Source organism: Enterobacter sp. BNK-29, from assembly GCF_048684785.1.
Taxonomy (GTDB): Bacteria; Pseudomonadota; Gammaproteobacteria; order Enterobacterales; family Enterobacteriaceae; genus Enterobacter; species Enterobacter cloacae_M.
On the sequence record NZ_JBLQTU010000001.1, the window covers coordinates 3,780,189 to 3,793,529 of the forward strand.

Annotated in this window: 9 protein-coding genes; 6 read left to right on the forward strand and 3 right to left on the reverse strand. The window is 57.7% G+C overall.

Annotated elements, in window-relative coordinates:
- Positions 1–19 precede the first annotated feature (19 nt).
- Both mfd and ACMGGX_RS18070 read right to left on the reverse strand, forming a co-directional pair.
- Positions 20–3,466, reverse strand: coding sequence for a transcription-repair coupling factor (gene mfd, locus ACMGGX_RS18065; RefSeq protein ID WP_023311167.1), 3,447 nt, complete (start codon positions 3,464–3,466; stop codon positions 20–22).
- A gap of 149 nt (positions 3,467–3,615) precedes the next feature.
- Positions 3,616–4,689, reverse strand: a complete 1,074-nt coding sequence (locus tag ACMGGX_RS18070) for an acyltransferase family protein (protein ID WP_420298685.1) — start codon at positions 4,687–4,689, stop codon at positions 3,616–3,618.
- Between the two features lie 256 nt (positions 4,690–4,945).
- On the opposite strand from ACMGGX_RS18070, the gene lolC reads away from it, so the two are divergent.
- Genes lolC through cobB form a run of 5 tightly spaced genes read left to right on the forward strand, consistent with a single transcriptional unit; the run spans position 4,946 to position 9,883 of the window.
- The gene (gene lolC / locus ACMGGX_RS18075; RefSeq protein WP_348560912.1) at positions 4,946–6,145 is read left to right on the forward strand and encodes a lipoprotein-releasing ABC transporter permease subunit LolC; all 1,200 of its coding nucleotides are present in this window, start codon (positions 4,946–4,948) and stop codon (positions 6,143–6,145) included.
- Complete coding sequence (gene lolD / locus ACMGGX_RS18080; protein WP_010429765.1) at positions 6,138–6,839, forward strand: lipoprotein-releasing ABC transporter ATP-binding protein LolD; 702 nt, start codon at positions 6,138–6,140, stop codon at positions 6,837–6,839. The genes lolC and lolD overlap by 8 nt, the downstream gene beginning before the upstream one ends.
- Positions 6,839–8,083 (forward strand): lipoprotein-releasing ABC transporter permease subunit LolE, encoded by a 1,245-nt coding sequence (gene lolE / locus ACMGGX_RS18085; RefSeq protein WP_420298686.1) that lies wholly within the window; start codon positions 6,839–6,841, stop codon positions 8,081–8,083. Before lolD ends, lolE begins: the two co-directional genes overlap by 1 nt.
- 52 nt (positions 8,084–8,135) lie before the next feature.
- On the forward strand, positions 8,136–9,047 hold the full coding sequence (gene nagK / locus ACMGGX_RS18090; protein WP_420298687.1) for an N-acetylglucosamine kinase: 912 nt from the start codon (positions 8,136–8,138) through the stop codon (positions 9,045–9,047).
- Between the two features lie 14 nt (positions 9,048–9,061).
- Entirely contained in the window at positions 9,062–9,883 is an 822-nt protein-coding gene (cobB, locus tag ACMGGX_RS18095; RefSeq protein WP_054829824.1) for a Sir2 family NAD+-dependent deacetylase, read from the forward strand.
- Positions 9,884–9,927: 44 nt separating this feature from the next.
- Here cobB and ACMGGX_RS18100 read toward each other — a convergent pair whose 3' ends face one another.
- Positions 9,928–11,859, reverse strand: coding sequence for a methyl-accepting chemotaxis protein (locus tag ACMGGX_RS18100; RefSeq protein WP_420298688.1), 1,932 nt, complete (start codon positions 11,857–11,859; stop codon positions 9,928–9,930).
- Between the two features lie 236 nt (positions 11,860–12,095).
- Between ACMGGX_RS18100 and ACMGGX_RS18105 the strand changes: the two genes are divergently transcribed.
- Positions 12,096–13,325: an EAL and HDOD domain-containing protein gene (locus tag ACMGGX_RS18105; RefSeq protein ID WP_193525276.1), complete on the forward strand. Its 1,230-nt coding sequence runs from the start codon at positions 12,096–12,098 to the stop codon at positions 13,323–13,325.
- Positions 13,326–13,341 lie beyond the last annotated feature (16 nt).

The following is a 13,341-nucleotide window of genomic DNA, read 5'->3' on the forward strand; positions in this document are numbered from 1 at the left end:
TTAACAGGGGGGAGGGAGGTTATGCGATCGCGTTCTCTTCCAGCTGGCGCATAAAGTTACGCACCCAGTCCATACGGGTTTTGCGCTCCGTCAGCTCCTGGGTAAATTTGAGACGGGTTGGACCATCCAGACGGAAATGCTGCGGCTGTTTTTGCAGCAGGCCGATCAGCCACATCGGGTTGACGTGATTCTTCTCGGCGAATTCAATCACGCCGCCTTTTTCATTGCCTTCGAGCTTGCGGATCCCCAGCTTTTGCGCCTGCTGGCGCAGCCTCGCGATATCCAGCAAATTTCTCGCCGGATCGGGCAGCAGACCAAAGCGGTCGATCAGTTCCACCTTGATCTCTTCCAGCTCGTTCTCCTTCTTCGCGCTGGCGATGCGCTTGTAGAACGACAGTCGGGTATTCACGTCAGGAATAAAATCGTCCGGCAGCAGGGAAGGCATACGCAGCTCGACCTCGGTCTGCTGGCTGGTAAGATCTTCCAGCGACGGCTCGCGTCCGGCCTTCAGGGCATCAACCGCGTTTTCCAGCAGCTCCATATAGAGCGAGAAGCCGATGGTCTCCATGGAGCCGCTCTGGTCTTCACCCAGCAGCTCGCCGGCTCCGCGGATCTCGAGATCGTGCGTGGCCAGCGCAAAGCCTGCCCCGAGGTCTTCCAGCGAGGCGATGGCTTCCAGACGCTTTTGCGCGTCGGTGGTCATCGCTTTCGGATGCGGCGTCAGCAGCCAGGCGTAGGCCTGATGGTGCGAACGCCCGACGCGGCCGCGCAGCTGGTGAAGCTGCGCCAGGCCAAAGTGATCCGCACGCTCAATGATGATGGTGTTCGCCGTCGGAATGTCGATCCCGGTCTCAATGATGGTGGTGCACACCAGCACGTTAAAGCGCTGGTGGTGGAAGTCGTTCATTACCCGTTCCAGCTCGCGCTCGCGCATCTGCCCGTGACCGATAGCGATGCGCGCTTCCGGCACCAGCTCCGCCAGCCTGTCCGCGGCTTTCTGTATGTTTTCCACGTCGTTGTAGAGATAGTAGACCTGACCTCCGCGCAGCACTTCACGCAGAATAGCCTCCCGCACCACCAGATTATCGTACTCGCGGACGAAGGTTTTTACCGCCAGACGGCGCGCCGGCGGCGTGGCGATAATCGACAGATCGCGCATGCCGCTCATCGCCATGTTGAGGGTTCGCGGGATCGGCGTCGCGGTCAGGGTCAGGATATCGACGTCGGCGCGCATCGCTTTGATGCGCTCTTTGTGGCGCACCCCGAAGCGGTGCTCTTCGTCGACGATCAGCAGCCCCAGATCTTTCCACTTCACGTCGCTTTGCAGCAGCTTGTGGGTGCCGATCAGAATATCGATTTTACCTTCGCTTGCCTGTTCGAGGATCTGCGTCTGTTCTTTGGTGCTGCGAAAACGCGAGAGCATCTCGATACGTACCGGCCAGTTGGCGAAACGGTCGCGGAAGTTGTCGAAGTGCTGCTGAGCGAGCAGGGTGGTCGGCACCAGCACCGCCACCTGCTTGTTGTTTTCCACCGCAAGGAAGGCGGCGCGCATTGCCACTTCGGTTTTACCGAAGCCGACGTCGCCGCAGACTAAGCGGTCCATAGCCAGCGGCTGGCACATGTCGCTCAGCACGGCGTTGATGGCCTGGGCCTGATCCGGCGTGGTTTCAAACGGGAAGCTGTCGCAGAACAGCTGGTACTGTTCTTTATCGTGCTTAAAGGCGAAGCCCTGTTTGGCCGCGCGCTGGGCGTAGATATCCAGCAGCTCTGCTGCCACGTCGCGCACTTTTTCCGCCGCCTTCTGGCGCGCGCGCGCCCAGGCATCGCCGCCCAGCTTGTGCAGCGGCGCATTCTCTTCGGCGCCGCCCGCGTAGCGGCTGATCAGATGCAGGGAGGAGACCGGGACATACAGTTTGGCGTCGTTAGCGTAGGTGAGCATCAGGTATTCACCTTTGATGCCGCCCGCTTCCAGCGTGGTCATCCCCTGATAGCGCCCAACGCCGTGTTCCAGGTGAACAATCGGCTGGCCAGGATGCAGCTCGGCCAGGTTACGGATCAGCGTGTCCGGGTTGATGGTCCGACGGCTATCCTGACGGCGGCGCGCGACGCGCTCGCCCAGCAGGTCGCTTTCGCAAATCAGCGCCAGGTTGTTGAGCGTGTCGATGAACCCGTGCTCGGCGGCACCAATCATCAGGTAACGACCGTTTCCGGTCGCTTCGCTCAGGCGCAGGATGCGCTTCGGCGCCACCTTAATGCGTCCCAGCAGCTCACCTAACGCTTCACGGCGGCCTTCACTCTCAACGGAGAACACCACCGGGCCGGTGAAGGACTCCAGGAACTTGCGCAGATTATCCAGCGGAGATTTCTGCTGCGCCTGAACGGCCAGGTCCGGCAGCGTCCGGAAGGCGAGGTTGGTATTGGCGGCCTTATCGGCAAGCGAATCGGTTTTCAGCTGCATGCGCGGCCAGCGCTTCAGCTCGGCGTTGAGCTCGTCGGTGCGCAGCCACAGCGCTTCCGGCGGCAGCAGCGGACGCATCGGATCAACGCCACGGTTTTCAAAGCGGGCGCGGGTTTCGCTCTCAAAGCGGCTGGCGCTGGCGTCGATATCCCCGGTGTTGACAATCAGCGTATTCGCCGGGAAGTAGCTGAACAGGGCAGGCAGCGGCTCGTTGAAGAACAGCGGCTGCCAGTATTCGATCCCGGCAGGAAGCGTGCCTTTACTGACCTGCTGATAAATATGTTCCGCGTCGCGCTTCACCTCGAACTTATCGCGCCACTGGCTGCGGAACAGTTCAATAGCGGTTTTGTCCGTGGGGAACTCATGCGCGGGCAGTAAATTGATGGACTCCACCTCTTCCAGCGTGCGCTGCGTGTCGGCGTCGAATACGCGCAGGCTGTCGATTTCATCATCGAAAAAGTCCAGACGATACGGCTGATCGCTGCCCATCGGGTAAAGGTCGAGCAGCGCGCCGCGGGTGGCGTATTCCCCGTGCTCCATCACCTGGTCGACGTGGCGATAGCCGGCACCGTCAAGCTGCGCGCGCAGGGCATCACGGGACAGGCGCTGGCCTTTTTTCATCACCAGCGCGTGACCGTGCAGATAGCTGTGCGGACAGACACGCTGCATCAGGGTGTTCACCGGCACAATCAGCACGCCGCGTTGCATGGTCGGCAGCTGATAGAGCGTCGACAGGCGCGAGGAGATAATCTCCTGATGCGGAGAGAAGCTGTCATACGGCAGCGTCTCCCAGTCGGCCAGGCTGAACACCAGGCTATCGGTGAACTGGCGAATTTCATCGTGCAGGCGCAGGGCGTTTTGCATATCGGGGGCAACCAGAATCACCGGGCCTGGATGACGCTCGGCGATTTCCGCCACCAGCGTGGCGCACGCCGCGCCCGTGAGTTCACCCAGCTGGCGCTGGTCGCCCGCTTTGACAGGCAAGGAATAACGATAGTGTTCAGGCATGGCTATGTCAGAGTCTCTTATGGATATACCAACAGTATTGGGGCATATCACTGATACGCAATGTCTTTATTATCCTCGATCGTTTTACATAAGCAAATCGTAACCGCACGGCAGGGCTAAACGCCCCCAAAACGGGGGCGGAGAGGGCATTAACGCGTTGAAGGTGACAGGGTCAGCGTAGACGGAGGAGAGAAGAAAACGTCTCCAAAAAGCGCGGTGGAGATTTTACGCACTCCGAGCCCGGCAAGGGTACAGATAAGCAGGCTGGCAAATGGGTAGACCAGCACCAGGGTGAGCTCTCCCCAGACCGGCCACGAGGCGGCATTCATTTCGCCAATCAGGAACAGGCTAAAGGCCTCAATCAGGATGCGGTGGGTGGTATAAATCGCAATGGTATTGGAGCCAATCACGTTCAGCAGATTGTTCTGGTTAACGGCGTAGCGCTGCTCAAGGCTGTAGAACAGCTTCATGATCAGCACAATCGACAGCAATGAGAGCAGCAGCGGAACGTTAGCAAACCACAGCACCACGGAGACGGCGGCGAAAGCCCCGGTTGCCAGCCAGATGCGGCGCAGGTTGAGGCTTTTCATCCACGCCATCAGCTCTGCGCCATACCACGCCCCGAGGCTGTAGTAGATCATGTTGCGGACCACGCTGTTCATTCCCCACCACGGCAGCGGCAGGAAGTTAATCGCGATGCTCGCCAGCGCCAGCAGTCCCAGTACCGGCAGCTTCCAGCGGCTCAGCAGTTTACACAGCGTGAAGTAGACCACCAGGGCATACAGATACCACAGGCTGGTGCTGGCGGTGATCATCCCCAGCACAAAGCCTGAGAACGAGTCGGCGTAGGCCGCGTTCGACGAGGTGGCAAGCTCACGCTCGGGCGCCAGCCAGGCGTTCAGGTGGGTCAACGCCTGCCATTGCAGAACGCCCCACAGCGCCAGGACCCAGACAATGCTCCAGATCCGTTTATCGAGACTGGTTCGCCAGTTCACCTCGTCAATATAACGACGGATCAGATAGCCGGAGATAAAGAAGAAGACCGGCATACGAAACGGTGCGAGATAGAGGTTAAAATAGACCCAGCATTTGGCGAGAAGGCCGGAGAGCGGGTGTTGTAGCCCGAACAGATGCGGATAAAACGTGATAACCGAATGATAGATAACCACCAGGCAGATACACAGCCCTTTTATCTGGTTAATCCATAATGCTTTTTGCTTCATTGTTCGCCACTACCTTATTGCCATAAACGAACGAGCAATTGTTGTAAAACGAAGCCGGGATGTAATGGGTAACAGTCTGTATCCGGCGGTTTTTCGGAAAAGGTGGAGGTTGCGAGGTGAGTATTCAGACAATAGCACTCTGATTTATCTGAATTTTTCGGAAGAATGATTACCAAAGCTTACTGTTTCAGTCATTTACGCTTAACGGATTCGCTTATATACTCGTGGGTCTGCTATCAGCAAACAGACGGATTTCATGTATCAACCTGTCGCACTCTTCATAGGCTTACGTTACATGCGTGGGCGCGCCGCGGACCGCTTCGGTCGCTTTGTCTCCTGGCTTTCGACTATTGGCATTACGCTTGGCGTGATGGCACTGGTGACGGTGCTTTCCGTCATGAATGGTTTTGAGCGCGAGCTGCAAAACAACATCCTGGGGCTGATGCCGCAGGCCGTTCTTTCATCATCCAACGGTTCGGTTAACCCGCAACAGCTGCCGGAAAGCGCGGCGAAGTTACAGGGCGTCACGCGCGTAGCGCCGTTGACGACCGGTGACGTGGTGCTGCAAAGCGCCCGCAGCGTGGCGGTCGGCGTGATGCTGGGTATTGACCCGGCGCAAAACGATCCGCTGACGCCGTATCTGGTTAACGTGAAGCAGACCGATCTGGAAGCCGGAAAATACAACGTGATTCTGGGCGAACAGCTTGCCGGCCAGCTTGGCGTCAACCGTGGCGACCAGCTGCGCGTGATGGTGCCTTCTGCCAGCCAGTTTACGCCGATGGGGCGCCTGCCAAGCCAGCGCCTGTTCAACGTGATTGGTACCTTTGCCGCCAACAGCGAAGTCGATGGCTATCAGATGCTGGTTAACATTCAGGACGCTTCACGCCTGATGCGCTACCCGGCAGGGAATATTACCGGCTGGCGCCTGTGGCTCGACGCGCCGCTGAAGGTCGATACCCTCAGCCAGCAAAAACTGCCGGACGGCACCAAATGGCAGGACTGGCGCGATCGCAAAGGCGAACTGTTCCAGGCCGTGCGGATGGAAAAAAACATGATGGGGCTGCTGCTGAGCCTGATCGTGGCCGTGGCCGCATTTAACATCATTACCTCGCTGGGCCTGATGGTGATGGAGAAGCAGGGCGAAGTCGCCATTCTGCAAACCCAGGGGCTCACGCCGCGCCAGATCATGGCGGTATTTATGGTGCAGGGGGCCAGCGCAGGCATCATCGGCGCGCTGCTCGGCGCCGTACTGGGGGCCTTGCTTGCCAGCCAGCTTAATAACTTAATGCCGATCATCGGCGCCCTGCTCGACGGCGCGGCGCTGCCGGTGGCTATCGAGCCGCTGCAGGTGGTCGGTATTGCGCTGGCCGCGATGGCCATTGCGCTGCTTTCTACGCTTTATCCTTCCTGGCGCGCTGCCGCCACTCAACCCGCTGAGGCTTTACGTTATGAATAAGATCCTGTTGCAATGCGACAACCTGTCCAAACGCTATCAGGAAGGCACTGTGCAAACCGACGTGCTGCACAATGTGAGCTTCAGCGTGGGCGAAGGCGAGATGATGGCGATTGTTGGCAGCTCCGGCTCGGGCAAAAGTACGCTGCTGCACCTGCTGGGCGGGCTGGATACGCCAACCGAGGGCGACGTGATTTTCTCCGGCCAGCCGATGAGCAAAATGTCCTCCGCGGCGAAGGCCGAGCTGCGCAACCGCGAGCTGGGCTTTATCTACCAGTTCCACCACCTGCTGCCGGATTTCACGGCGCTGGAAAACGTGGCGATGCCGCTGCTGATTGGTAAAAAGAAACCGGCAGAAATTAACGCTCGCGCCAGCGACATGCTGAAAGCGGTAGGCCTGGGCCATCGCGGTAACCATCGTCCCTCTGAACTTTCCGGAGGCGAGCGCCAGCGCGTGGCGATTGCCCGTGCGCTGGTCAACAACCCGCGTCTGGTGCTGGCGGATGAGCCTACCGGTAACCTGGATGCCCGCAATGCGGACAGTATTTTCCAGCTTCTGGGCGAGCTGAACGCCTCGCAGGGGACCGCGTTTCTGGTCGTGACCCACGATCTGCAGCTGGCAAAACGCATGGGGCGTCAGCTTGAGATGCGCGACGGCCATCTGAACGCGGAACTGACCCTGATGGGAGCAGAGTAATGGCGTCACCCTTATCCTTACTCATCGGTTTACGTTTTAGCCGCGGCCGCCGTCGCGGCGGCATGGTGTCGCTGATCTCCGTCATCTCGACCATCGGCATTGCGCTCGGCGTGGCGGTGCTGATTGTCGGCTTGAGCGCCATGAACGGCTTTGAGCGCGAGCTGAATAACCGCATTCTAGCGGTAGTGCCGCACGGGGAGATCGAGCCGGTTAACCAGCCGTGGACTAACTGGAGCGATGCGCTCGCCAAAGTCGAAAAGGTGCCGGGCATTGCCGCGGCCGCGCCCTACATTAACTTTACCGGGCTGGTGGAGAGCGGGGTAAACCTGCGCGCCATTCAGGTAAAAGGGGTCAACCCCGCCCAGGAAGCGCGTCTCAGCGCGCTGCCAAACTATGTGCAGAACGGCGCGTGGGCCAACTTTAAGGCCGGCGAACAGCAGATCATCATGGGTAAAGGCGTGGCCGATGCCCTGAAGGTGAAGCAGGGCGACTGGGTGTCGATCATGATCCCGAACGCCAGCGCCGACCACAAACTGCAGCAGCCTAAGCGCGTGCGCCTGCACGTCACCGGTATTCTTCAGCTGAGCGGTCAGCTCGATCACAGCTTTGCGATGGTGCCGATGGAAGATGCGCGCCAGTATCTCGACATGGCTGACAGCGTGACGGGCATTGCCATCAAGGTGAATGACGTCTTTAACGCCAACAAGCTGGTACGCGACGCGGGCAGCGTGACCAATAACTATGTCTACATCAAAAGCTGGATCGGCACTTACGGCTATATGTACCGTGATATCCAGATGATCCGCGCCATCATGTATCTGGCGATGGTGCTGGTGATTGGTGTGGCGTGCTTTAATATCGTCTCGACGCTGGTAATGGCGGTCAAGGACAAGAGCGGCGACATCGCCGTGCTGCGTACGCTGGGGGCGAAAGACGGTCTTATTCGCGCCATCTTCGTCTGGTACGGTTTGCTGGCGGGGCTGTTCGGCAGCCTGTGCGGCGTGGTGATTGGCGTGGTGGTTTCCCTGCAGCTGACCCCGATTATCAACGGGATCGAAAAGCTTATTGGTCACCGGTTCCTGTCGGGTGATATCTACTTTATTGACTTCCTGCCGTCTGAACTGCACTGGCTGGACGTTTTTTATGTGCTGGTTACAGCACTTTTACTGAGTCTGCTGGCAAGCTGGTATCCGGCGCGTCGCGCAAGCCGAATTGATCCGGCGAGGGTATTAAGTGGCCAGTAATTACGTCATGATCTAGCGGCTTCCGGCCGCCAGGTTAAAAGAGGAATGCGTTATGTATTACGGATTTGATATTGGCGGCACCAAGATTGCGCTCGGCGTGTTTGATAAAGATCTCAGGCTACAGTGGGAAACCCGCGTTCCCACGCCGCGCGAAAGTTACGACGAATTTTTAACCGCGATTGCCGCGCTGGTGGCGCAGGCCGATGAACGCTTTGGCGTCAAAGGCAGCGTCGGCATCGGCATTCCGGGTATGCCTGAAACCGACGACGGCACGCTGTATGCCGCCAACGTGCCTGCCGCCAGCGGTAAACCGCTCCGCGCCGATCTCTCTGCCCTCCTTGAACGCGACGTGCGTTTAGACAATGATGCTAACTGCTTTGCGCTCTCCGAAGCCTGGGACGATGAGTTCCGTCAGTATCCGCTGGTGATGGGGCTGATCCTCGGTACCGGCGTCGGCGGGGGGATTGTGATCAACGGGAAGCCAATCACCGGGCGCAGCTACATCACCGGCGAGTTTGGTCATATCCGTCTGCCGGTTGATGCCCTGGAAGTCGTGGGGCGCGATTTCCCGCTGACCCGCTGCGGGTGCGGCCAGCACGGCTGTATTGAGAACACCCTCTCTGGCCGCGGGTTTGCATGGCTTTACGAACACTTCTATCATCAGAAACTTGAGGCCCCTCAAATCATTACCCTGTGGGAGCAAGGGGATGCGCAGGCGTGCGAGCACGTCGAGCGCTATCTGGATCTGCTGGCGGTGTGTCTGGGAAATATTCTCACCATCGTCGACCCGGATCTGCTGGTGATCGGGGGAGGGCTGTCAAACTTTACCGCGATTACGGAACGGTTGTCCGGGCGTTTGCCCCAACATTTATTGCCGGTTGCCCGCGTGCCGCGTATTGAACGCGCGCGACACGGGGACGCAGGAGGCATGCGCGGAGCCGCATTCCTTCATCTCACCGATTAGTTTACGAGGTTTCTATGCTGTCGCGTCGCCAGGGTCGACTCAGCCGTTTTCGCAAAAACAAACGCCGCTTGCGTGAGCGCTTGCGCCAGCGGATCTTTTTCAGAGACAGAATGATGCCAGAAGCGATGGATAAACCCAGAGTGGTGGTACTGACCGGAGCGGGGATCTCCGCCGAGTCAGGAATTCGAACCTTCCGCGCGGCAGACGGGCTGTGGGAAGAGCACCGCGTGGAGGATGTGGCTACGCCGGAAGGCTTTGCCCGCGATCCGGATCTCGTCCAGGCGTTTTACAACGCCCGCCGTCGTCAGCTTCAGCAGCCTGAGGTCGCGCCGAATGCGGCGCATCTGGCGCTGGCGAAGCTGGAAGAGGCGCTGGGCGATCGTTTTCTGCTGGTGACGCAGAATATCGACAACCTGCACGAGCGGGCCGGTAACAAGAACATCATCCACATGCACGGCGAGCTGCTCAAGGTTCGCTGCGCCTGGAGCGGTCAGGTGCTGGACTGGCAAGAGGACGTGCTGCCTGAGGATAAGTGCCACTGCTGCCAGTTCCCGTCGCGCCTGCGTCCGCACGTGGTCTGGTTCGGTGAAATGCCGCTGGGAATGGATGATATCTACAGCGCGCTGGCGATGGCCGACGTGTTTATCGCCATCGGCACATCCGGTCATGTTTACCCGGCGGCGGGGTTTGTCCACGAAGCGCGACTGCACGGCGCGCATACGGTAGAACTCAATCTTGAGCCAAGCCAGGTGGGCAGCGAGTTTGAAGAGAAACACTACGGTCTGGCAAGCACGGTCGTCCCGGAGTTTGTCGACAAGCTGCTGAAAGGGCTGTAACGGCAATCGCCTAAAAGGCACCCGTCCAGCGGGTGCCTTTTTATTTATGAATGGAAGAACGCCAGCGTCTTCTCGAGCGATTTAGCCTGCTCATCCAGCGAGAGCGCCGCCGCAGAGATCTGCTGAACCAGAGAGGCGTTCTGCTGGGTCGTGCTGTCCATTTGGTTAACGGCGGTGCTGACCTGGCTAATCCCGCGATTTTGCTCGTCCAGCGCCTGAACGATATCGTTGATGACCAGATGCACATGCGATACCGCTTCAATCACCTGTTTCATCATCACCCCGGTTTCATTGACCAGCTCAACGCCTTTGCTCACGCGCCCTGAGGACTCGGCAATCAGCTGAGAGATCTCTTTTGCCGCGTTAGCGCTTCGCTGGGCAAGATTGCGCACTTCCCCAGCGACTACCGCGAAGCCGCGCCCCTGTTCGCCAGCCCGTGCCGCTTCAACGGCAGCATTCAGCGCCAGGATATTGGTCTGGAAGGCGATGCCATCGACAATGCTGTTAATCTCGCCGATCTTACGCGCGCTTTCATCAATTTCTCCAATCACTACGACCACGTCGTTCACCAGCGTTTCGCCATGCCCGGCGAGGCTCGCGGCGCGATCGGTCAGCGTGGTCGCCTTGTGGGCGTTGTCGGCGTTATTCTTCACCGTGACCGAAATTTCTTCCATGCTGGCTGCCGTTTCAACAATCGCAGCCGCCTGTTCCTCGGTTCGCGAGGCGAGGTCAAGGTTGCCCGCCGAAATTTCGCTGGTGCCGCCGTGCACGGAGTGGCTGGCTTCGCTGATATTGTCGACGATGCGCTTGAGCTGCATCTGCATGGTGTGCAGGGCATAAAAAATGCTGTGGGTATCTCCGGAACGCACCGGGATGGTGTTGTTCAGATCTCCCCGGGCAACGGCCAGGGCGATCCCGGCGGCCTCCGAAGGTTCGCCCCCCACCGGACGGTCAACTTTGCGGGTGAAGATCTGTGCCATGACCAGGCTAACCGCCACGATGCTTAACACCATCATGATGATGGCTTTCAGTAAAAATGCGCGCGCTTCGGCCATCACTTCGCTGACCGGCGTGATAATGGCGAGTTTCCACGGCGTCTGGCTATTACCGACGGCGATGTCCTGCCAGGTGATAAACACGTCCTCCTTCAGCAGCGGATCGTTTACCCGGGTGACGTCATGACCGGCAATCTGACCGGCGTAAGGCTTGCCTGCCGCGCGCTTGTCCGGGCTGGACACCACGTTATTAGCTGCGGAGAGGAGCAGGGCGTAGCCTGTGCCGTTCCACGGTTTAATCGCGCCGATCGTCGATTGCAGCGTGGCGAGAGAGAAGTCAGAGGTGACCGAGCCCAGAAACTGACCGTCGCGCATGATGGGGGCGGCAATCGAGGTGAGCATCACGTCCACGCCGTTGTAGGGATAGATATAGGGTTCGATGATCACATCTTTATGGCGTTGTTTCGGCAGCAGATAATAATCGCCGCTGCCGGGCGTTTCGATGTCCGTCAGCAGGTGTAATGCCGGTTTGCCGGCGGCGTCGCGGTCAACGTAGCGGGCGTAGCGCCCGGCAGGATCTTCACCGCTCTGACCGGCCCAGACGGCATCTTTATCGTCGAACGCGTTAGGCTCAAAGGCCATCGACATGGAGAGAAACTGCGGGTGAGCCGAAAGGTAGTGGATGAGCAGCTGGTTCAGGCTCTGGCGATCGGATACGCCAGCCTCGCGCAGCGCCAGGGCGCTGTTGCCCATGTCCCGGGCGGCAGTCAGGGCTGAATCCAGCTGTTTGCTGACCTGCAACGCTTGCACCTCGGCAATCTGGCGGATATGTTTTTTGGCCAGAACCTCCTGCTGTGCCATCCACTGCCACATCATAAACCCGATCGTTGCCGTAAAGCCCACCGTTACGGTGAGGAAAATGGACAATAGCATCAACGTCTTGACTCTTATTTTTTTTCTTCGGACCATGGCGTCTTTCATTCTCATCTCCCGTAATATCGTGCATGTCGGGCAGGCACATATTCCTTATCGGATATTTTCTCCTCTTTCTGTAGAGCGTCAGGAATATTTAATTTAAATTTTGATTCGTAAATCCAGTTAATTAGTGTGGATGCTTTTATTTTGTGCATTCAATCAAAATAGTGCTCGATAAAGCTCGTTATCGTCGTGTAGAAAGAGGATGCTAATAAATATAAAGTTGTAGAGGAGGATGGGATATGTACGGATTTATTGCGCGACAACCCATTTTTAACCCTGAGATGAAGACGGTAGCCTACGAGCTGCTGTTCAGAGATGGGATGACAAACCGTTTTCCGGACGTGTCGGCGGAATATGCCACCTCCAGGATGATATCAGATCAGTTTTTATGCGTGCCGTCCCAGCGCATCGCCGGGGCGCATACGTCGTTTATTAATTTCCCGTCGCGAATGGTCATAGACCGCAGTGGAGAAGCGCTGGATAAAGAAAGCGTAGTCATTGAGATCCTGGAAGATGCTGTGCCGGGAGCGGAACTATTGCAGGCTGTCAGGGAGATGAGTGCGGATGGTTATCAGTTTGCGCTTGATGATTTCACGCTTGCGCCAGAATGGGATGTTTTTTTACCCTATATTTCAATACTGAAGTTTGACGTCAGGAATTATACCTTAGCGCAAATTAAACAGTATCTGAAAGAGCGTAAACATTTAACCGGGCATATTAAATATCTCGCTGAAAAAATTGAGACTAAAGAGGAATTCAGCCAATACCGGGAAGAGGGATTCTCGCTGTTTCAGGGCTATTTTTTCTGCCGTCCGGAGGTCATTAAATATAAACGGCTATCGCAAAATCAGCTGGCGATTTTTCGGCTGCAAATGGAGGTCGGACGCAATAAACCCGATTTTCGGATCGTCGAGTCGTTGATTAAAACCGATCTCACGCTGTCCTATAAAATTATGCGCTACATGAAGCACACCGCATTTAAACATATCGGTGCCTGTAATTTCAGCAAGTTAACCCTGAGCGAAGTCCTCCGATACCTCGGGGAAAACCAGCTGAGACGGTTTGTTGCGGTCGTGGTCCTCGCCAGTGCGGGCAATGACACCGTCAGCGAGCTTTACCCGCTGAGCATGATGCGCGGCAAGTTCTGCGAACTGATCGCCGAGACGATGAACGAACCGACGCTGGCTGAAAATGCCTTCATGTGCGGCCTGTTTTCTCTGCTCGATACTCTCTTAGAGCTGCCGATGGCCGAGTTGATGAAGCAAATTGCGGTCCCGCAGAGCGTGAGCAATGCGCTGTGCCATCAGGAGGGACGGTTAGCCGATATGGTGAGCCTGTGCCGTTACTATGAACAGCAGCAGTGGGACGAGGCGACCCGGGTTCGTCAGGCGCTGGGTCTGACGGATGAGGATGTGGTTGAGGCGATGAGAAAGGCGACAATCTGGGCAGGGGAGAATGCGGTCAGTTAATCCTTCCTCACGCCAT

Coding starts and splice junctions, on each gene's coding strand:
- lolD (WP_010429765.1), top strand. CDS start 6,138: ATGAATAAGATCCTGTTGCAATGCGACAACCTGTCCAAACGCTATCAG.
- lolE (WP_420298686.1), top strand. CDS start 6,839: ATGGCGTCACCCTTATCCTTACTCATCGGTTTACGTTTTAGCCGCGGC.
- nagK (WP_420298687.1), top strand. CDS start 8,136: ATGTATTACGGATTTGATATTGGCGGCACCAAGATTGCGCTCGGCGTG.
- ACMGGX_RS18100 (WP_420298688.1), bottom strand. CDS start 11,859: ATGAAAGACGCCATGGTCCGAAGAAAAAAAATAAGAGTCAAGACGTTG.
- lolC (WP_348560912.1), top strand. CDS start 4,946: ATGTATCAACCTGTCGCACTCTTCATAGGCTTACGTTACATGCGTGGG.
- mfd (WP_023311167.1), bottom strand. CDS start 3,466: ATGCCTGAACACTATCGTTATTCCTTGCCTGTCAAAGCGGGCGACCAG.
- ACMGGX_RS18070 (WP_420298685.1), bottom strand. CDS start 4,689: ATGAAGCAAAAAGCATTATGGATTAACCAGATAAAAGGGCTGTGTATC.
- cobB (WP_054829824.1), top strand. CDS start 9,062: ATGCTGTCGCGTCGCCAGGGTCGACTCAGCCGTTTTCGCAAAAACAAA.
- ACMGGX_RS18105 (WP_193525276.1), top strand. CDS start 12,096: ATGTACGGATTTATTGCGCGACAACCCATTTTTAACCCTGAGATGAAG.